The sequence below is a fragment of the Leifsonia sp. NPDC058230 genome (assembly GCF_042882245.1).
In the GTDB taxonomy this organism is placed as follows: Bacteria; Actinomycetota; Actinomycetes; order Actinomycetales; family Microbacteriaceae; genus Leifsonia.
Window position 1 is genome coordinate 100,483 of the sequence record NZ_JBHVWM010000002.1, and the last position, 18,405, is coordinate 118,887.

An 18,405-nucleotide genomic window follows, 5' to 3' on the forward strand; every position below is an offset into this window, starting at 1 on the left:
CGGGAGGTCATCTCCCCGGCCTACGCTTCAGGAATGGCCACTTCGGGCATCCTCGCGCGCCGTCTCGGACTGGGCGACGCCGTCTTCATCGGTCTGGGCTCGATGATCGGCGCCGGCATCTTCTCCGTGTTCGCCCCGGCCGCGGCTGCCGCCGGAAGCTGGCTTCTCGCGGGACTGGCCATCGCTGCCGTCGTGGCCTTCTGCAACGCCACATCCTCAGCACAGCTCGCGGCCGCCTATCCCGCCTCCGGCGGCACCTATCTGTACGGACGCGAGGAGCTCGGCCCCTGGTGGGGTTTCGCCGCCGGGTGGAGCTTCGTGATCGGCAAGACGGCCAGCTGCGCGGCGATGGCTCTGACCTTCGCCACCTATGCGGCCCCGGCGGGATGGGAGCGACCCGTCGCGATCGGCGCGGTCGTCCTGCTCACTGCCGTCAACTACGCCGGAGTGACCCGCACCGCACAGCTGACCCGGATCATCGTCGTCCTCGTACTCGCCGTCCTGGGAGTCGTGCTCGCGGCGGGTGCGGTCGCCGCACCTTCGGGCGCACTCGCGAGTGGATTCTCCGCCCCCGGATCGCTCTACGGGATCCTGCAGTCCGCCGGGCTCACCTTCTTCGCTTTCGCCGGCTACGCGCGCATCGCCACGCTCGGCGAGGAGGTGCGCTCCCCCGCGCGCACGATCCCGCGGGCCATCACCGTCGCCCTCGCTCTGACCGTGGTGCTCTACCTCGCGGTCGCGGTCGTGTCCCTCGCGGCGATCGGACCGGACCGGTTGGCGCTGTCCGATGCCCCGCTCGAAGATGTGACCGCGGCGGCCGGATGGGCGTGGGCGCTTCCGATCGTTCAGGCGGGAGCCGCCCTCGCCTCGCTCGGGGCTCTGCTGGCTCTGATCGCAGGCATCGGCCGAACCGTGCTGGCGATGGCACGGAATGCCGACCTGCCGCGTTCGCTCGCGGCCGTGCATCCGCGCCGTTCCGTTCCGCACCACGCCGAAATCGCACTGGCGGTCGTGGTGGTCGTGCTCGTCGCGACCGTCGACCTCCGCAGCGCGATCGGCTTCTCCTCGTTCGGCGTGCTGCTGTACTACCTCGTCGCCAACCTCGCCGCCTTCCGGCAGAGCGCCGAGCGCCGCCGGTATCCACGCTGGCTCCAGGTTCTCGGAATGATCGGCTGCGTCGCCCTCGTGGCAACACTGCCGCCGATGAGCATCGCCGTCGGCGCTGCAGTGCTGCTCTGCGGATTCGCCTACCGCGCCATCCGCCTGACCGCGTCGCGCGGCCGGGAGCTCTAGATCAGATACGGGATGAGCGCCTTGCGCGACCGGGGATAGTCGTCGAACGTCTCCCGGTACCAGCGGTGGTTCGCCATCGCCCGCGGCGCGAGGTTCGCCACCGTGTACAGCGCGAACGCGAAGCCGGCCAGCGACCAGGTCGCGATCGCCCACCCCGTCCACTCCACGATCTCCCCCAGGTAGTTGGGGCTCGACACGAAGCGGTATCCCCCGCCGTGCGGAATCCTGTACCCGTCCGATCCCCGCCCACGCAGCCGTCTCAGGATGCGATCCGAGCTCAGGTTGAGTACGAACCCGCCCAGGAACACGAGCACACCGATCACGAAGCGCGGATCCGTCAGCCATGAGACCGCATACGAGCCGTACTCCGAGATCCAGCGCGCGTTGATCCAGGTGTTGAGGGTGTTGAACAGCATCGCCATCGCCATGACCGACACCGGCATCCGTCCCCCTCCGCGCATCAGGAACGGATAGACGAACGCCCGCTGGATGTAGTGCAGCTGCCACAGCCCGAGGAAGACCAACGGCACCACCTCGAAGCGATGCTCGCCCAGGAGGAAGAAGATCAGGAACAGCACCGACGCCGGGGACTCCATCACCACCCAGCCGACGCGCGCGGGAACAGTGGGACCCCATCCGCCGCGCCCGTGCCGCCCGTACGGCGCGACGATGAAGCAGAGGGCCACGAAGGTGACGACGGCCAGCGCGATCTCCAGGTAAACGAACCAGCGGTACGGGTCGGTCGTCGGCATCACACCACCGCCGTCCGGGTCGCGAAGTCGAGGCGCAGGAAGGGAAGGTGCTCCCGCGCAACGACGGCGCTGAGCATCCGGTCGCCGACCTGCGCGGCCACCGCGACGATGTGCGGATCGCTCTCGATCCAGAGGGCGCGCAATGCGGCACCGTCGACGACGACTGTTCCCTCGATGGTGTGCTGCTCCGACACCGGGTCGATCAGTGTTCCCGGGAAGTCTCCCCGAGTCCTCTCGTCGCGGAAGAGGTTCTGCACGATGTAATCGGCATGCTCGTTCAGCGTCTGGGTCAGCGATCGGCTCTCGGAGCCGGGGAGCGTGGTTCGCACGGCATCCCAGACGAGCGGGTAACGCATCCGGGCGCGCGTCTCGAGAATCCACTCCGGGAGAGGCCAGGGCGGCAACTCATCCAACGCGGCCGCGGTCTCGGGCGCCAGCTCGGCGAGATTGCGCGGGTCTTCACGGTTCTCCGGATGCCGCCAGAGCGTGTACGACAGCGTCAGCGCCGACGGGGTCTCCCGCCCGTTGCGGGTGGAGCTCCAGACGCTCGCTCCGGCCTCCTCGGCGGATTCGTGCGGTTCGAGTGTGAACGCCGAGCCTCCGAACCGAGCGATCGCCTCGTCGACCGTCGGCGGCGCAGGAAGGTCGATGGCACGCTTACTCGGATCGAACTGCATGGCCCTCACTCTGCCGCACGGTCTGGTGCGGGGCAATCGTCGGCGTGCCGATCTAGGTCAGCGCGATGCGGCGGCTCCGCCAATAGGCGTACAGGTCCCACGGGTCCTCGGCGCCCTCGCGGAGCTCGGCGAGGTGAGCGGCGAGCTCGTCGTGCAACTCGAACCACTCCGTTCTCGGAATCCGGTGCGCGGCGAACTGCTCGTGCCGCCGTTGCTCCAGCTTCCGGCCGCCCAGCTCGAACGCCAGCACCTCGTCGTGCGGCAGACTCGCGAGGCGCCGACGCGGATTCGCCGACGTACCGATCTTCACCCGGTCCTGGTACCGGATGTAGTACACGACGTCGACCCTGACCTCCGTGCCCGGCTCGTCGGGGGCCTCCCCCACCCGCCACTCGCAGATCGCGCAGAGCCACCCGGAGGGGTAACGCACTCCCAGCCGGGAGCCGCACGCCGCGCACGGCGACGGCAGCACATCCGTCACACCTGCGTCGCGCGCCACCCAGTCGTAGGCCGCCAGCAGGTGAGCGGTGCAGAGGTTGAGGGGCGTGTCTGCGGTAACGGGTTCGGCGCAGAGACGCCCGCTGCCCAGAAGGATTCCGCACCCGTCGACCATGCCGGCACTCTACCCGCGAGCACCGACGCGGCCGACGGATGCGGTCGAACGATCGGTCAGGCGGTCGCGGAGGCCGCCTTGCCCGCACCCCGGCCGAACGTGAAGGCCCGGATGATCTGAACGATACCGAGCACGATGAGGCTGATCCCGAGCAGGATGAACAGCACGACGAAGCCCCACAGCGGCGAGAAGAGCAGCACGATTCCCGCCACGATGCTCAGGATGGCGAAGAAGATGGCCCAGCCGCGCGAGGGTGCGTCGCCGAGCTGCGCGAACGTGGTCGCGCCTTCGACGATCCAGATGATGCCCACCAGAATGCCGAGGAACACCGCCAGGAACGCGGTCGTCCCGGAAAGGTTCGCGAACGCCAGGATCGCGGCGACGACCAAGATGACCCCGAAGACGATGTCGAGCGCTCGCGCTCCGCCGCTGAGGCCCTTCGCGAAGATCCCGATGCCCAGATACGACAGGCCGGAGACCAGGAGCGAGATGGCGATCAGGATCGTCAATCCGGCGGCGGCCGTTTTCGGCCAGAACACGATGATGATCCCGATGATCAGTGCGACCGCACCGCTGATGCCGAGCGAAACGCGAACGGTGTTGATCACCGATGCCGTCATGTCTTTGGCGTCGAGCGAGAAAGAGGCGAACATCGAAGGTTGTGAATTGGACATCAGACGATCCTTTCGCTGGATGACCGAACGCTATCGCTCCACACGGGCCGTGTCCATCGACGCGGCCGGGTGGGACGAAGACCGCGATCAGAAGTCGCCGCCGCCTCCACCGTCTCCCCCGCCGCCGTCTCCGCCGAAGAAGCCGCCTCCGCCACCGCCGTCGCGTCCGTCGCCACCGCCGAATCCTCCGCTGAAGAAGTCTCCGCCCCCACCGTCACCGCCGCCTCCGCCGAAGAACCCGCCGCCGCTTCCGCGCAGGACGCTGTCGATCAGGATGCCGCCGAGCACGGCTCCGAAGAGGCCACCACCCCCACCGCCTCGGCCGCCGTACTGACCGGGCGTCCCGTACATCCCGCCGCCGCCTGCATTCGAGGTGAACCCGTTCACGTCGGACTCGGCGAACTGGATGGCCTGGGCCGCGAGCTCGTCGGCGCGCTGAGCGTGCGCGACGGCGCTGACGGTGTCGGTCGCCGCGGTCGACTGCGCGAGGCTCAGCAGGCGCGACGCTTCAGCCAGCCGCGTACGCGCTTCCGCCCCGACCGCGCCGCGCCGTGCGGCGATGAAGTCCGATGCGGCGGTGATGCGGCTCTGTGCCGATCCGAGTGTCTGGCCGAGCGACGCGGCGGCGCGCTGCTCCTGAGCCTGGCGCGTCCGCACCGCGTTCACCACCCCGTCGATCTCGCGGTTGGCGAGTTCGAGCTTCTGCAGCAGTTCGCGCGGGTTCACCGTGCCGCCGCGGAGGCGCGACTGCACGTCAGCGACGGCGGCCTGCGTCGAAGCCTCCGCCGCCATGATCGCTCCGCTCGGGTCGCCCGACGCGGCGAGCGCTCTGGCGTCCGCGATGTCCTGCTGCAGGTTGACGACCAGCGCGTCGAGCTGGCCACGCGCGGTCGTCAGATCGGTGCCGACCCTGTCGACCGCCTCCAGCAGCTGCCGGGACTGGTCGAGGGCGGCTTCGGCGGCGCGAACGCTCACGGCCGCCTGCGTGGCGGAACCCGAGTCGGCCTTCAGCTCCGCATCGGCGAGCGCCGTGGCGGCGAACGTGAGCCTCTCGCCGGCTTGCACGATGTTGTCCTGCACGGTGGTCAACGCCGAGTCGCTGTACTCGGAAGCCAGCTGGGCGAGGGTCGTCCGCGTCGCGTTGACGCGCAGTTGGGCGGTCACGACGTCCGACCGCAGCTCGGTGACCTTGCCGGGGATGTCTTTGGCGAGCGAGCGCAGTTCGGCGAACGCCGCCGTCTGCTGATCCAGCAGTCGATTGGCCTCAGCGGTCTCGCGGATGATCGTCGCGTTCCACTCGCGGCGCTCCTGCTCGGTGTCCGGCTCCGCATCGTCGAGTTTCTGTTTCAGCGAGAAGGCCGCACGGAGCTTGGCGTCGGCGGAGTCGACCGCCGCCGCGAACGGACGCGCAGCCTCGTCCCCATACTGTGCGACGACGAATCCGAGCTCCTGCGAGCTGGCTTGCAGAGCATCGTCGGTGCGCACGAGAGCGGTCGCCGCGCGGCGCTCGAGATCGGGCAGCGGGATCGCCTGAAGCTCGTCCGCCTGCGAGGCCGCATCGCGCGCAGCCTTCGCGCGGATGCGGTTGCGGTTTCTCGTGCGCACCACCAGCAGCACGATGACCCCGATGATGACGAGGACGATCACGATGGAGACGACGACCGCCGCGATGGTGCCCGCCGAGGCCCCTCCACGGCCCGCCGCGTCGCCACCCGCTGTGCCTCCGTCGCTGCTGCCGCTCACGGCGTTCCCGATGCCGGTCGCGGCCGCGATGGCGGCATCCGCCCACTCATCGTTGCGGAGCCGAGGCTCGATCTGGTTCTTCTGGATGTCGCTCAGCTCGGACTGGCTGAGCGGACCGGCGGTGTCGGCGGAGAGGTAGTACGAGCGCCCCTGCACGGCGACCGCGAGCAGGTAGTCGGTGGGCGAGAGGTTGTTCTGACGTGCCGTGGCGATCGCCCACGACTTCGCATCGGACGGCGAGGTGAAGGTGTCGACGTAGACCACGAAAAGGCCGATCTCGTGGTCGCTGGCGAGTTTCGTGGTGGCGCTCTCCACCTCATCCGTGCGCGAACCCAGAACGCCTGCATCGTCGACCACGTGCCCGGGGCCGAGCACCACGGGTTCCTGTGCCTGAGCCGGCGAAGCGCCGACGATCGCGAGCAGCGTCAGTCCGACCGTGACGACACTCGCCGCGAGAACCCGTCGTATCTGCATCTGTCCGCCGCCCTCAGCTGATTCCACCCGCTCTTCATTCTAGGGAGCGGACCACAGGCAGTCACCGGGCGGGCCGGGTCACCGGGCCGGGGTGGGCGTTCGCGGACTCAGTGCCTCCGCGATCTGCTCGGAGAAGCGGCTGACGAATGTCTCGAGCGGACCCCGTCGCCGGAGGAGAGCGAGAATGGCACCGATGACGAGTGCCAGCGCGGCGTGGAGCGCGAGGGCGCTCGGGCCGGAGAACCACCAGGGGAATTCCGCCGCGCCGCTCTCCTGGTAGTACGCGGTCGCGAACGAGTACGCGAAGATGTGGGCGACGTAGACCGTCAGCGGGGCCGCACCGGCGGCGCTCACCGGGTGGAGGACGACAAGCCAGACCGAAGGAAGCGACCAGGCGAGGAGCAGGCACACCCCGATCACGATGAAGGCGACACCGACCCCGCGGGTGATGTCGAAGAACGATCCGGTGTGTGGTGTGTGCAGAAGATACGACCACCAGCCGCTGCCCGGAGCGCCGAGGTCGACCGCGGCGCTCGAGAGTTCCGATTCGCGGCCGAGCAGCCGGAAGAGGAGCGCGACGAACCCGAGCGTCGCCGCCAGTCCCGCCGCACCGATCCCGGCGAGCACGATCGCGAAACGTCGATGGGTCCCCTTCTGCTGGGCGATGAACAGCAACCGGGCGACGGTCATCCCGACGAGCATGTACACGAGCCACGTGATGACCGGGTACGTTCCGGTGACGAAGGTGGCGCGAAGCAGGGTGACCGGATGCTCGAGCGCGGTCCATGCGAGCGAGCCGCCCTCATCCGGTGCCCCCAGCTGCGCCCTGACCGAACCGTTCACCAAAGGCCCGACGACGGCGAGCACGGTGGCGCTCAGCACGAGAACCCAGGTGGGTGCGAACAGGAACGGGACGGTGCAGATCATGGATGCGCCGAAGTAGACCAGCACGACGATCGCAGGGCTGCCCAGCAGGCCGAGCGTCAGGCCGATCCCGATCACGGCTACGCCACGCGCGGCCAGCGCCCAGCAGGCGGCGACCGCGGCGCCCGCATCCAGGTACCGTCGGGTGGCCAGCACGATGCTCAGACCGCCGATCACCGCGAACAGGGTGGATGCGTTCCCGTCGGAGACGGCGAAGAACCAGCTCTCGCCGCGCTCCGTCACATGGGCCGACATCATCCCGAGAATCGCGACGAAGCGTGCGATATCGAGACCGACCAACCGGGGCATCACGCCGTCCGTCATCTCCAGTCCTCTCGGCCGGATCGCTGTGACGCAAGGCTAGCGAATGAGACCGGGGATGGGCAGAGCCTCGGCCCACCCACCTACCGGATGACGCGGAACGCGAGATGTGTGGCGGCCGGCGTCATCGTGACGCTCGTGCGTTCGAGGGAGATCGCCTCTCCGAGCGCGCCGAACAGCGGCGTCCCGCCGCCGAGCAGCACGGGGACGACATGAACGCGGATCTGGTCGACGAGGCCGAGCGGGAGCGCCTGCTGCATCACGGTCGCACCGTGCAGGCCGACGACTTTGTCCCCCGCCGCAACGACGGCCTGCTCGATCGCACTCGCCACGCCGTCGGTCACGAACGTGAAGACCGGCGGGTACGTCGTCGTCGGCAGCGTGTGAGTCACGACGAAGCACGGAGTATCGCCGACGGGGCCGCTGTCGCCCCAGCCTCCGTCACCCTCGTTCTTGTCGAACGATGTCCGCCCCATCACGATGGCGCCGACGCCGTCGATCATCTCCTGCAGCATGGCGCTGTCTTCGTCGGTCGCCGCGTCGAACATCCAGTCGTGCAGCATCCCGGCGCCGTCGCCGAAAGGATTCTCCCGACTGTCGTTGGGGCCGGTTACGTAGCCGTCGAGGGACATGGACATATCGCTGATCACGAGGGCCATGAGAATCTTCCAATCTCTGCGTCCCGAGTGTCCCACCACCGGTAGGATCCCGCGAGGGGGGATCATGACTCGCACGGACAACCAGCGCCGAACGCGCCGGCGCCGATTCGCATCGGCCGTCGGCGTCGCCATCGCGCTGCTCACCGCTGTCTCCGGATGCGCCCTCTTCAGCGGGACCGGCGACCCCTCATCGGCGCACACCCGGCATGCGGCCCCGACAGCATCCCCGTCGCCGACCTCCACGATCTCTGGGATCGTCATCGGCTCGGCGACCCCGACGCCGCTGGCCACGCCCACTCCGAGCCCCACCCCCACTCCGGCGCCGATCCCGACGATCACGCCGGTCCCGCGGGGCACGGTCGTCGCCGAGGGCGATGTCGCCTCCCCGAAGGGCAGCATCCACTTCCACTACCGGATGATCGCCGACGGTGACAACACCTACACCGCCGAATACTCGCGCTTCACCTCGACGGTGCCGGTTCCGGTGTCCGTCACGCTGATCGACGTCCCGCCGAGGGTCGGCGATGGACTGACCTACCACGGCGTCGGAGATCACTCGCTCGGCGGACCGACCACGACGGCCGCCCCAGCATCCACGGCACCCCTGAACGTCAGCCAGCCGTCGTATCTGGGTACGCTCGTGACCTACTCCTCGGTGACCTCGGCCAACGGGGTCCCGGTGGAACTGGGACCGGGCAAGGTGCTCGCCGTCAATGCGATGCACTGGTCGGTCCCCGTTCGACAGTCGAACGTGCATCCGATCGACGGGGGCGCCCGCCCGTACGCCGACGGGACCGTCACAGCGAAGACCGCGAGCGGTGCGCCGAAGCGGTACCTCGTGGCGCAGGGCGACACCACTGCGATGGTCGCGTCGCGGTTCGGAATCCACGTGCAAGATCTCATCTGGCTGAACCCGGATCTGCCGGGCGACGGCGGCAACCAATACCTCTACGAATCCACGACGCTGAACCTCGACCCGAACAGCCTCTAGCGTCCCAGCCCCCACCCACTATGCTCAGCTCAACGGAGGGGGAACGGCATGAGCGGACTGATGGAAGACTACGAGCGGGCGCAGCGTCGGACGAGGGGCACCCGGGCACGGGTGGTCGTTGCGATCGCATCCGCTGTCGGCGTCTGGCTCACCGTACCTCTCGGCGTCATCGCGGTCATGTCGGGCGAGGCGGCCGGCTGGTGGCTCATCGCTCTGGGTGCGGCCCTGCTCGCGGTCACTGTGATGGCCTCGGTTGCGGCGTTCCGCCGTCGCGTGACGGTGGTGGCGGAGCGCGGAAAAGCGAACCCGCGGTTTCACGAGCCGCAGCCGTCTCAGAACCCGGTCGGCGGAAACTCGATGATCGACAGCGGCATCGGCGCGCAGTGAGCTCGCCACGGTAAGCGAGGCACTCGCTCAGGACCCGAGAGTCCTACGCAGCTCGAATTGACTTGCCGATGAGCTCAGCGACCTCGGCCGCGTGTCGTTTCCGACCGCCCGTACTGGGGATGCCCCGACCGCGGCACGGCCTCCTACGCTCGACCCATGGGGGAACAGCAGGGGCATGTCCGCGAGCAGAACAGCAAGCGGACGAGGGCACTGATCATTTGGTCGGTGATCGTCGCGTCCGTCCTCGTGATTGGTGCGGGAACCGTGCTTGTCGTCACGGTCAGCGGCTGGTTGCACGCGGCCTTCTCGAACCCGGCCGATGCACAGATCCAACCCTTCAATGCGGCTCTCGATGAACTGGGCGGCCGAAAGCTCTGCACAAACGGGGATGGGGGCAATGGCCCGGACAACCTCATTCCTTGGTCGACGGTGTACTACCTCGTCCCTCATGCAGGCGGCATCTCCGATTCCCTCAGGCAGACCGCCGTTGCGGAAGGGTATTCGCTCAAGCCGATGGCCTTCGAGAGCGATCCGTCACCGGTACCCGACGAGGCCCTCAACGCAGACGATCGTTTACAGATTTACGTGTACCGTGACGCAGACGTTCCGCTCTATTGCAGCGACATTGTTCGCTACGGCGAGACACGTCAGGTCAGCGGGGAAGATGTGATCGTCGAGGTGAGTGTCGAGCTTCCCAGTCGCCTGCTCGACTAACCAGAGAGTCGAAGCTGTACCGCCATCGTCACGCCGTCCAGGCGCTAGTCTCAGGTCTCAAATGAGTCTTCGTGAAGAGCCTGGCGACGAGCCAGGAACCGAGCAAGGGCAGACTTCCGCGGATCTACGCAAGAAAAAAGCCCGGAAAAACCGGGCCCAATTTCACTTCAGAACTGCTGGGGTACCTGGACTCGAACCAAGAACAACTGAACCAGAATCAGCCGTGTTGCCAATTACACCATACCCCACCGCGCCAATCCGGAGACCGGCACCGAGAGTCAACTTTAGCCTACCGGGAGCCCCAATCACAAAACGGGCGCGCCGCCCTTCACGAGGCCGGAGCGATCACTCGGCGTGCGGTCTCCATGATCTGTGAGCGGTATCGATCGCGGATCTGCTCCTCGTCGAGGTCGCCGTAGATCATCCGGACCACCTGGGGTGCCGCGACGAACCAGTACGCCATGGCGATCAGGCTGAGGAAGATCGATTCGGCATCGGGATCGGGCCCGCCCGCCGCCTCGCGGATGAGTGCGACCCGGTCGTGGTGGTACTGCTCGCGCTTGTCGAAGTCGGGCACCTCACCCGGCGCGTAGTGCATCCCTTCGTGCTCGTAGAGCCGCACGACGTCCGGATGCGCGCACAGGAAGTCGAAGAGCTGACCGACATAGGTGGGCACGTCTTCCGAGCGAACGACGACGTGTTCCGCCAACTCGCCGAGCTTCTTCTGGAGGGCTGCGCCGAACAGGTCCTCCTTCTTGCCGAAGTAGGTATAGATCGACGCCTTGTTCACGCCGGCTCGCTCGGCGATCTTGTCGACGCGGGCTCCGCCGATCCCCTTCTGCGCGAACTCGACGGCGCTCGCCTCCAGGAGAAGGTTGGCGCTCTCAGCGCTGTCATACCGTTTCGCCATTGTCCGCTCCTGCATCGTCGCGCTTTCCAGATCGATTCTAGAGGTGTACTCTACAACTAAACGTTTAGTTATATTCAACTGGAGGAAAGAGAAATGAGCATCACCGCCCCCGTCACCGTCGAGAACACTCTCGTGCTCCGGCTCTCCGCCGACGACTTCGGAACGGACTCGAGCCCTGCCGGCGACGCGCGCCAGTTCGTCGCCGTGCTCCCTCAGCCCGGCCTCGGATCCGCGACCTCTGTCGTCCTCGATCGCGTGGACGAGAACGCGTTCGACCGGATCGCCGTCGGCTACCAGGTGGACGGCCAGACCTTCGAGCGGACCTGGACCAAGACGAACGACCTCGGTTCGACCGTCACTTACACGCTGCTGAACAGTGCGACGGACGACAACTACGTGAGCGCCGCTTAGACCGTTGCGTCCTGATCGGTCGCGACCCCGATGAGGTCGCGATTGACGGCCGCAGCGACGACCGCTCCCGCTCCGGCGGCCACGATCAGTTGCTGCGGCCCCGGCGGCGTCGACTCCCCCGCCGCGTAGACGCCGGGAATCGACGTGCGCCCCTGTGAGTCCGTGAGCAGGAACCCGTCGTCGTCGGCATCGAGATCGAGACCCGTTGCGAACGCGAGCGACGGCGTCCAGACCGGGCGCACGAATCCGCCGACCCTCGGGATCTCCGTGCCGTCGACGAGCCGCACGCCCGTCATCACGCCGCGCTCCCCCGTGAGGTCGTCGATCTGACGACGTTCGACCTGCACGCCGAGGCGTGCGAGCGTGCGCTCCTCGTCGGCCGTCACCGTGCCCGCTTGGTTCGTGAAGACGATGAGATCCTTCGACCACTGGGTGAGCAGCAGCGCACGCTCGGCGAGATCGTCCGTCTCACCGATCAGGGCGAGGGGCGCATCCGCCTTCTCGAAACCGTCGCACTCGACGCAGCTGTGCAACTGGGTGCCGTAGTAGGCCCGGATGCTGGGCACATCCGGCAGCGTCTCCGTGAGACCGGTGGCGATCACCAGGGTCTCGGCGAGCACGTCGAGGTCGGCCGAGCCACGCACCCCCTTCGCCCGGATGTGGAACCCTGCGTCCGAGAACTCGACAGACTGGGCCTGCGCGAACGCGACCTCGCCGTTGTCGTACGCTTCGACCTCGTCGCGGCCCAGTCTGCGCAGCTCCAGCGGCGGGATCCCGTCGCGCGTGAGGAACCCGCGCGCCTTCAGAGTCGCGGCATTGCGCGGCCGGTTGCTGTCGATCACCAGCACACGTCGGCGGGCACGCACGAGGTTGAGCGCAGCCGAGAGGCCTGCGGGGCCGCCACCGATCACGACGACCTCGAACGACTCCCCTGTCATCGCGCGGACCTATCCGAGCAGGGCGGAGAGCTTGTCGAGGCGCGCGACGGTCTCGGCCTTGCCAAGGATCTGCATCGACTCGAAGAGCGGCGGCGAGACCCGTCGACCCGAGATCGCGACGCGGAGTGGCCCGAAGGCGACGCGCGGCTTGAGCCCGAGGCCCTCGATCAAGGCATCGCGCAGTGCGGCCTCGATGGCCTCGTGGGTCCAGTCGGACTCCGGGACGAGCTCCAGCGCACCGAGGGATGCCGCGAGCACCTCGCCGGCGTCGGCCGGCAGCGAGGCGCGGGCATCGTCCTCGACGACCAGGGATGCGGCGTCGGTGAAGAGGAAGCCGAGCATCCCCGGCGTCTCCCCCAGCAGCTGCACCCGCTCCTGCACGAGCGGCGCGGCCTCGGTGAGGATGGCGTGCTGTGCGTCGGTCAGGGGCTCGGTGAGCACGCCGGCGGCGACCAGGTATGGCACGGTACGCTCCGCGAAATCCCAGGTCTCGAGCATCCGGATGTGGTCGCCGTTGATCGACTCGGCCTTCTTCAGGTCGAACCTGGCCGGGTTCGGGTTCACATCGACGACGTCGAACGCGGCGATCATCTCGTCGATGCCGAACACGTCGCGGTCGTGGGTGAGGGACCAGCCGAGAAGCGCCAGGTAGTTCACCAGGCCCTCGGGGATGAATCCGCGGTCGCGGTGGTGGAACAGGTTCGACTCGGGGTCGCGCTTCGAGAGCTTCTTGTTTCCGTCACCCATGACATAGGGAAGGTGACCGAACCGCGGGACGAACGTCGTGAGTCCCACGTCGATCAGCGCGTGATAGAGCGCGATCTGGCGCGGCGTCGACGACAGCAGGTCCTCACCGCGCAGCACGTGGGTGATCCCCATGAGCGCGTCGTCGACCGGGTTCACGAACGGGTACAGCGGATGCCCGTTGGGACGCACGACGACGAAGTCGCTGAACGAGCCGGCCGGGAAGGTGATGTGCCCGCGCACCAGGTCGTCGAAGCTCAGATCGGTGTCGGGAACGCGCAGGCGGAGTGCGGGCTGACGGCCCTCGGCGCGATAGGCGGCCTTCTGCTCTTCGGTGAGGTCGCGCTCGAAGTTGTCGTAGCCGAGTTTCGGGTCGCGGCCGAGCGAGACGTTGCGGGCCTCGATCTCCTCGCCGGTGGCGAAGCTCTCGTAGATGTGCCCCGACGCCTTGAGCGTCTCGACGACCTCGGCGTAGATGTCGTAGCGCTGCGACTGACGGTACGGCGCGTGCGGTCCGCCGACGTTCACGCCCTCGTCCCAGTCGAGCTTGAGCCAGGTGAGACCCTCGACGATCTGCGCGTAGCTCTCCTCGCTGTCGCGGGCCGCATCCGTGTCTTCGATGCGGAACACGAGCTTGCCGCCCGTGTGACGCGCGTAGGCCCAGTTGAAGAGGGCGGTGCGGATCAGGCCGACGTGCGGCGTTCCGGTGGGCGAGGGGCAGAACCGCACGCGGACCTCGGCGCCGGTGGCCGTGGAGAAGGGGTGAGAGGCGTTGTCAGACATACCTGTGCAAGTGTAGTTGGCGGAGCCTGGTCGGCGGAGCCTACTTGGCGGCGCGCACCGGGTTCACGAGCGACCCGACACCCTCGATCTCGACCTCGACGGTGTCGCCGGCCACGATCGGCCCGACACCCGAGGGCGTTCCGGTGAGGATCACATCCCCGGGCAGCAAGGTGAACACGCTCGAGGCGTAGGCGACGATCGACGGGATGTCGTGCACCATGTCGCTGATCTTGCCGTCTTGCTTGAGCTCGCCGTTGACGCGGGTGCGGATGAACGCATCCGGTGCGAGTTCGGTCTCGATCACCGGTCCGAGTGGGCAGAAAGTGTCGAAGCCCTTGGCGCGGGTCCACTGGCCGTCGGTCTTCTGCAGATCACGGGCCGTCACGTCGTTGGCGACGGTGTATCCGAAGACGTACTCGAGCGCGCGCTCCACCGTCACGTTCTTGGCGATCGTGCCGATGATCACGGCGAGTTCGCCCTCGTAGTCCACCTGCTGCGACTGCGGGGGCAGCACGATCGCATCCCCCAGCCCGATCACGGACGTGTTCGGCTTGAGGAAGAGCAGCGGCTCGGCCGGGGCCTCCCCGCCCATCTCCGCGGCGTGGTCCCGGTAGTTCTTGCCGACCGCGACGACCTTGGAGCGAGGGATGACCGGAGCGAGCAGCGCCCCCACCTTGCCGAGCGGCACCCGCTCGCCGGTGGTGTCGAATCCGGAGAACATGGGGTCGCCCGCGAGCACGACGAGCGCGTCCTCGTCGACGATTCCGTAATCGATGGCGCCTTCGTGGCTGAATCGTGCAATCTTCACGGATATGAGCCTAAGGGACTCGGCGGCCGGCGTGTCAGCCGTCGAGCCTGGTCATCCAGTTGTGACGGTCGGGGATGCGGCCGTACTGGATGTCGGTGAGCTCCTGGCGCAGCGACATGGTCAGCTCCCCGGGAGGCGCAGTGATGTCGCCGACCGTGAAGGTGTCCGACTTGAGCTCGCCGATCGGCGTGATCACGGCGGCCGTGCCGCAGGCGAAGACCTCGACGATGTCCCCTGACTCGACGCCGACGCGCCACTCGTCGAGCGTGACCTTGCGCTGCTCGACCTTGTGGCCGCGATCGCGGGCGAGCTGCAGCACCGACTCGAGCGTGATGCCCTCGAGGATGCTGTCCGACTCGGGCGTGACGATGGTTCCGTCCTTGTAGACCAGCACCACGTTCATCCCGCCGAGCTCTTCGAGGTACTTGCCCTCGACCGAGTCGAGGAAGAGCACCTGAGCGCATCCGTGCGCGTACGCCTCGGACTGCGGCAGCAGGCTCGACGCGTAGTTGCCGCCGGTCTTCGCGGCACCGGTACCGCCCTGACCTGCGCGCGACCAGCGGTCGGACAGCCAGATCGAGACCGGGGCGACGCCTCCGGTGAAGTATGCGCCAGCGGGGCTGGCGATCAGGTAGTAGGCGACCTTGTTCGCCGGGCGCACACCGAGGAACGCCTCCTTGGCGAACATGAACGGACGCAGGTAGAGGCTGGTCTCCGGCGCCGACGGCACCCAGTCGGCATCGACCTTGATGAGCTGCTGGAGCGAGTCGAGGAAGTATTCGACCGGCAGTTCGGGCAGGGCCAGCCGGTAAGCCGAGCGCTGCATGCGCGCGGCGTTCGCCTCGGGGCGGAATGTCCAGATCGAACCGTCCGCGTGGCGGTAGGCCTTGAGGCCCTCGAAGATCTCCTGGGCGTAGTGCAGCACGGCGGCCGACGGCTCGAGCTGGATGGGCCCGTACGGCGAGACCCGCGGCCGGTGCCAGCCGCCCTTGGCCGACCAGCAGATGTCGACCATGTGGTCGGTGAAGTAGTTGCCGAAACCGGGGTCGGCGAGGATCTCCGCGCGCTCTTCTGCGCTTCGTGACGCGTCGTTGCGCGTCACGGCGAACTGGAGGCCGCTGGTCTCGGTGGGGCCGTCGGTGAGGGTGATGCTTGTCGAAGCGTTCATGAGAGTCCTTTGCGCTGCACTCATTCAGAGCGGGGTTGAACTAATTCTGCGCCACCAGTGCGGCGATCGCGTCACCGATTTCGGCGGTGGTGCGGGATGCGACGCCCTGCAGGGAGGAACGGGAGACGAGATCGGCGGTCACCGCACCCTCCACCCGCTCCGCGAGCTCCACGCTGCCGAGATGACGGAGCAGGAGTGCGACGGAGAGGATCGCGGCGGTGGGATCGGCCTTCTGCTGGCCTGCGATGTCGGGGGCCGATCCGTGAACCGGCTCGAACATGCTGGGGAATTCGCCTGCGGGGTTGATGTTGCCCGAGGCCGCCAGTCCGATGCCACCGCTGATTGCGGCCGCGAGGTCGGTGAGAATGTCGCCGAAGAGGTTGTCTGTGACGATCACGTCAAACCTAGCAGGGTTCGTGACGAGGAAGATCGTGGCGGCGTCCACGTGCAGATAGTCGACCGTGACCTCGGGATGCTCGGCCGCGACCGCATCCACGATCCGCTTCCAGAGACCCCCCGCGAAGGTGAGCACGTTGGTCTTGTGCACCAGGGTCAGCCTCTTGCGCCGCGCCTCCGCCTGCTCGAACGCGTACCGCACGACGCGCTCGACGCCATAGGCCGTATTCACGGAGACCTCATTGGCGATCTCGTGCGGCGTGCCCTGCCGGATGGCACCGCCATTGCCGACGTAGGGGCCTTCCGTGCCCTCGCGCACGACGACGAAGTCGACGTCGCCCGGGTCGGCCAGCGGACTCGCGATTCCCGGGAACAGCGTGGTCGGGCGCAGGTTCACGTAGTGGTCGAGCGAGAAGCGGAGCGTGAGGAGCAGGCCACGCTCGATGTTCGCATCCTTCAGCCGTGGGTCGCCGGGCACACCGCCGACCGCTCCGAGGAGGATGGCGTCATGCTGCTTGATCGATGCGAGGTCCGCATCCGTGAGCACCTCGCCCGTCGCGAGGTAGCGCTCGGCGCCGAGCGAGAACGGCGTCTTCTCGAAGCTCAGGTCGCTTTCGGCCGTGACGGCATCGAGCACCTTGACCGCTTCGGCGACGACCTCCGGTCCGATTCCGTCTCCCGGGATGACGGCGAGTCTGATCGTCTGCGACATGGCACTCCTGCGGTCTCGATTGTCTTGATGACAACCCTACCGGCGGGCGGCCCGCGGGTTGCGCCGCCCGACGCCGGCCCTGTCACGGTGCGAGCGCGTCCCGCCTGACCGCGAGAAATCGTCGGACCCGTTCGTTCGGCTCGAGTTCGATCGCCCGGCCGTACGCGGTCGCCGCGGTGCGCGCATCCCCCGCCAACCGGGCCAGATCGCCGCGCACGGCGAAGGCCTGCGGCGCGAGCGTCCCGGTGAAGAGCTCACGATCGGCGTCCAGCTCGTCGCGAGCCGCCTCCGGCCCCACATCCGGGCTGTAGCCGCGGGCGACGACCCGGCCCAGACGGGCCGACGGTGACGGCCAGAGCTCCACGAGACGGTCGTAGAGCCGGGCGATCGCCGGCCAATCGGTGGCGTCCCAGCTCGGGGCGATGGCGTGCAGCCCGGCGATCCCCGCCTGCAGAGCGAAACGCCCGCGACCGCCCAGCGCCGTCGTCGCGAGCTGCTCCCCCTCGGTGATCATCCCTGCGTTCCAGTTGCCGCGGTCGGCCTCGGCGAGCGTCACGAAGTCGCCGTCGGGCGACAGCCTGGTCGTCTGCCGCGCTTCGGTGAGCAGGAGAAGCGCGAGCAGACCGGCCGCCTCACGATCGTCCGGCCGGATGCGATGAGCATCCTGGGCGAGCACCACGGCGTCGGCACGCACACGGTCGTCCGGCGCCGCGTGGCCGACGGTGTACAGCAGGTAGATCGTCGTGAGCGCATCCGGAAACCGTGCCTCCACGTCGGCCTCGTCGTCGATCGCGAACCGGATGCTCGAATCGTGGATCCGCTTCTTCGCCCGGGTGAGGCGCGCGGCCATCGTCGCCTCCTGCACGAGCAGGGCCGCGGCGACCTCCCGGGTCGGCACGCCGCAGACGAAGCGCAGGGCGAGTGCGACCCTGGCCTCCTCGCTCACCTCGGGGTGGCAGAGGAGCAGGATCAACTCCAGCCGCTCGTCGCCGGTGAAGGCGAACTCTGTCTCGGGCATGGGGGTATCCGCTGTTCGGCGCAGCTCGGCCGCGATGGCGGGGAGCGAGCGCATGGTCGTGCGTTCCTTGCGGATCGTGTCGACCGCGATCCGCCTGGCCACCGTGGTGATCCACGCGGACGGATTGTCGGGTGCGTGGCCGCGCGCCGCCAGTTCGACGGCGCGGGCGAAAGCCTCCTGCACGGCGTCTTCGGCCGTCAGCAGATCGCCGGTGTACCGCGCGACGGCGCCGAGGATGCGCGGAGCGTCAGCACGGAAGGCTTGCTCGATCCCGGAGGCCACAGCCCATTCAATC

The 18,405-nt window shown here is 68.0% G+C and carries 19 protein-coding genes and 1 tRNA gene; 5 read left to right on the forward strand and 15 right to left on the reverse strand.

Translation table 11 applies throughout. The features are described 5' to 3' along the window. Positions 1–33: 33 nt before the first annotated feature. On the forward strand, positions 34–1,293 hold the full coding sequence (locus ACFVV0_RS06090; RefSeq protein ID WP_387059768.1) for an APC family permease: 1,260 nt from the start codon (positions 34–36) through the stop codon (positions 1,291–1,293). Here ACFVV0_RS06090 and ACFVV0_RS06095 read toward each other — a convergent pair. The 7 genes from ACFVV0_RS06095 to ACFVV0_RS06125 all read right to left on the reverse strand — a co-directional run bounded on the left by ACFVV0_RS06095 (position 1,290) and on the right by ACFVV0_RS06125 (position 8,130). Next, on the reverse strand, positions 1,290–2,045 hold the full coding sequence (locus tag ACFVV0_RS06095; RefSeq protein ID WP_387059771.1) for a DUF1295 domain-containing protein: 756 nt from the start codon (positions 2,043–2,045) through the stop codon (positions 1,290–1,292). The genes ACFVV0_RS06090 and ACFVV0_RS06095 overlap by 4 nt on opposite strands. Beyond that, positions 2,045–2,722 carry a hypothetical protein gene (locus ACFVV0_RS06100; RefSeq protein WP_387059774.1) on the reverse strand — a complete coding sequence of 226 codons (678 nt, stop codon included), beginning with the start codon at positions 2,720–2,722 and terminating at the stop codon, positions 2,045–2,047. The genes ACFVV0_RS06095 and ACFVV0_RS06100 overlap by 1 nt, the downstream gene beginning before the upstream one ends. A 52-nt stretch (positions 2,723–2,774) precedes the next feature. Beyond that, the gene (locus ACFVV0_RS06105; RefSeq protein ID WP_387059777.1) at positions 2,775–3,335 is read right to left on the reverse strand and encodes a GIY-YIG nuclease family protein; all 561 of its coding nucleotides are present in this window, start codon (positions 3,333–3,335) and stop codon (positions 2,775–2,777) included. Positions 3,336–3,391: 56 nt separating this feature from the next. Continuing rightward, positions 3,392–4,009 carry an HdeD family acid-resistance protein gene (locus tag ACFVV0_RS06110; protein WP_387059780.1) on the reverse strand — a complete coding sequence of 206 codons (618 nt, stop codon included), beginning with the start codon at positions 4,007–4,009 and terminating at the stop codon, positions 3,392–3,394. Positions 4,010–4,096: 87 nt separating this feature from the next. Further along, a complete protein-coding gene (locus ACFVV0_RS06115) occupies positions 4,097–6,253 on the reverse strand; it encodes a TPM domain-containing protein (RefSeq protein ID WP_387059783.1) in 2,157 nt (718 codons plus the stop codon). A gap of 51 nt (positions 6,254–6,304) precedes the next feature. Continuing rightward, complete coding sequence (locus ACFVV0_RS06120; protein WP_387059786.1) at positions 6,305–7,474, reverse strand: heparan-alpha-glucosaminide N-acetyltransferase domain-containing protein; 1,170 nt, start codon at positions 7,472–7,474, stop codon at positions 6,305–6,307. A gap of 80 nt (positions 7,475–7,554) precedes the next feature. Then, entirely contained in the window at positions 7,555–8,130 is a 576-nt protein-coding gene (locus tag ACFVV0_RS06125) for a dihydrofolate reductase family protein (protein ID WP_387059788.1), read from the reverse strand. A gap of 64 nt (positions 8,131–8,194) precedes the next feature. Here ACFVV0_RS06125 and ACFVV0_RS06130 point away from each other — a divergent pair, with 64 nt between their 5' ends. From ACFVV0_RS06130 to ACFVV0_RS06140, 3 genes are all read left to right on the forward strand, one after another. Then, the gene (locus tag ACFVV0_RS06130; protein ID WP_387059790.1) at positions 8,195–9,121 is read left to right on the forward strand and encodes a LysM peptidoglycan-binding domain-containing protein; all 927 of its coding nucleotides are present in this window, start codon (positions 8,195–8,197) and stop codon (positions 9,119–9,121) included. Positions 9,122–9,169: 48 nt separating this feature from the next. Continuing rightward, positions 9,170–9,508 carry a hypothetical protein gene (locus tag ACFVV0_RS06135; protein ID WP_387059792.1) on the forward strand — a complete coding sequence of 113 codons (339 nt, stop codon included), beginning with the start codon at positions 9,170–9,172 and terminating at the stop codon, positions 9,506–9,508. 156 nt (positions 9,509–9,664) lie between these two features. After that, entirely contained in the window at positions 9,665–10,222 is a 558-nt protein-coding gene (locus ACFVV0_RS06140) for a hypothetical protein (RefSeq protein WP_387059795.1), read from the forward strand. A gap of 176 nt (positions 10,223–10,398) precedes the next feature. Here ACFVV0_RS06140 and ACFVV0_RS06145 read toward each other — a convergent pair. Both ACFVV0_RS06145 and ACFVV0_RS06150 read right to left on the reverse strand, forming a co-directional pair. Then, positions 10,399–10,470 (reverse strand) — tRNA-Gln (locus ACFVV0_RS06145). Positions 10,471–10,550: 80 nt separating this feature from the next. After that, positions 10,551–11,132, reverse strand: a complete 582-nt coding sequence (locus ACFVV0_RS06150; RefSeq protein WP_387059798.1) for a TetR family transcriptional regulator — start codon at positions 11,130–11,132, stop codon at positions 10,551–10,553. 93 nt (positions 11,133–11,225) lie between these two features. Between ACFVV0_RS06150 and ACFVV0_RS06155 the strand changes: the two genes are divergently transcribed. Then, the gene (locus ACFVV0_RS06155) at positions 11,226–11,543 is read left to right on the forward strand and encodes a hypothetical protein (protein ID WP_387059801.1); all 318 of its coding nucleotides are present in this window, start codon (positions 11,226–11,228) and stop codon (positions 11,541–11,543) included. On the opposite strand, the gene ACFVV0_RS06160 is transcribed toward ACFVV0_RS06155, so the two are convergent. The 6 genes from ACFVV0_RS06160 to ACFVV0_RS06185 form a co-directional block, all read right to left on the reverse strand. Continuing rightward, a complete protein-coding gene (locus ACFVV0_RS06160) occupies positions 11,540–12,481 on the reverse strand; it encodes an NAD(P)/FAD-dependent oxidoreductase (protein WP_387059804.1) in 942 nt (313 codons plus the stop codon). The two genes, ACFVV0_RS06155 and ACFVV0_RS06160, sit on opposite strands and share 4 nt — an antisense overlap. Before the next feature lie 9 nt (positions 12,482–12,490). Next, positions 12,491–14,008, reverse strand: a complete 1,518-nt coding sequence (gene gltX, locus ACFVV0_RS06165; protein WP_387059807.1) for a glutamate--tRNA ligase — start codon at positions 14,006–14,008, stop codon at positions 12,491–12,493. A 40-nt stretch (positions 14,009–14,048) separates the two neighbouring features. Next, positions 14,049–14,816 carry a fumarylacetoacetate hydrolase family protein gene (locus ACFVV0_RS06170; RefSeq protein WP_387059810.1) on the reverse strand — a complete coding sequence of 256 codons (768 nt, stop codon included), beginning with the start codon at positions 14,814–14,816 and terminating at the stop codon, positions 14,049–14,051. Positions 14,817–14,850: 34 nt separating this feature from the next. Then, positions 14,851–15,984 carry a branched-chain amino acid aminotransferase gene (locus ACFVV0_RS06175; protein WP_387059813.1) on the reverse strand — a complete coding sequence of 378 codons (1,134 nt, stop codon included), beginning with the start codon at positions 15,982–15,984 and terminating at the stop codon, positions 14,851–14,853. 40 nt (positions 15,985–16,024) lie between these two features. Further along, positions 16,025–17,092, reverse strand: a complete 1,068-nt coding sequence (locus tag ACFVV0_RS06180) for a 3-isopropylmalate dehydrogenase (RefSeq protein WP_387059816.1) — start codon at positions 17,090–17,092, stop codon at positions 16,025–16,027. An 82-nt stretch (positions 17,093–17,174) separates the two neighbouring features. Next, entirely contained in the window at positions 17,175–18,392 is a 1,218-nt protein-coding gene (locus tag ACFVV0_RS06185) for an RNA polymerase sigma factor (RefSeq protein ID WP_387059819.1), read from the reverse strand. Between the last annotated feature and the right edge of the window lie 13 nt (positions 18,393–18,405).

Bases quoted from the DNA above. Each gene is read 5' to 3' on its own strand.
- ACFVV0_RS06155 (WP_387059801.1), top strand. From the start codon at position 11,226: ATGAGCATCACCGCCCCCGTCACCGTCGAGAACACTCTCGTGCTCCGG.
- ACFVV0_RS06175 (WP_387059813.1), bottom strand. From the start codon at position 15,984: ATGAACGCTTCGACAAGCATCACCCTCACCGACGGCCCCACCGAGACC.
- gltX (WP_387059807.1), bottom strand. From the start codon at position 14,008: ATGTCTGACAACGCCTCTCACCCCTTCTCCACGGCCACCGGCGCCGAG.
- ACFVV0_RS06150 (WP_387059798.1), bottom strand. From the start codon at position 11,132: ATGGCGAAACGGTATGACAGCGCTGAGAGCGCCAACCTTCTCCTGGAG.
- ACFVV0_RS06125 (WP_387059788.1), bottom strand. From the start codon at position 8,130: ATGGCCCTCGTGATCAGCGATATGTCCATGTCCCTCGACGGCTACGTA.
- ACFVV0_RS06090 (WP_387059768.1), top strand. From the start codon at position 34: ATGGCCACTTCGGGCATCCTCGCGCGCCGTCTCGGACTGGGCGACGCC.
- ACFVV0_RS06135 (WP_387059792.1), top strand. From the start codon at position 9,170: ATGAGCGGACTGATGGAAGACTACGAGCGGGCGCAGCGTCGGACGAGG.
- ACFVV0_RS06130 (WP_387059790.1), top strand. From the start codon at position 8,195: ATGACTCGCACGGACAACCAGCGCCGAACGCGCCGGCGCCGATTCGCA.
- ACFVV0_RS06095 (WP_387059771.1), bottom strand. From the start codon at position 2,045: ATGCCGACGACCGACCCGTACCGCTGGTTCGTTTACCTGGAGATCGCG.
- ACFVV0_RS06100 (WP_387059774.1), bottom strand. From the start codon at position 2,722: ATGCAGTTCGATCCGAGTAAGCGTGCCATCGACCTTCCTGCGCCGCCG.
- ACFVV0_RS06180 (WP_387059816.1), bottom strand. From the start codon at position 17,092: ATGTCGCAGACGATCAGACTCGCCGTCATCCCGGGAGACGGAATCGGA.
- ACFVV0_RS06120 (WP_387059786.1), bottom strand. From the start codon at position 7,474: ATGACGGACGGCGTGATGCCCCGGTTGGTCGGTCTCGATATCGCACGC.
- ACFVV0_RS06160 (WP_387059804.1), bottom strand. From the start codon at position 12,481: ATGACAGGGGAGTCGTTCGAGGTCGTCGTGATCGGTGGCGGCCCCGCA.
- ACFVV0_RS06105 (WP_387059777.1), bottom strand. From the start codon at position 3,335: ATGGTCGACGGGTGCGGAATCCTTCTGGGCAGCGGGCGTCTCTGCGCC.
- ACFVV0_RS06140 (WP_387059795.1), top strand. From the start codon at position 9,665: ATGGGGGAACAGCAGGGGCATGTCCGCGAGCAGAACAGCAAGCGGACG.
- ACFVV0_RS06110 (WP_387059780.1), bottom strand. From the start codon at position 4,009: ATGTCCAATTCACAACCTTCGATGTTCGCCTCTTTCTCGCTCGACGCC.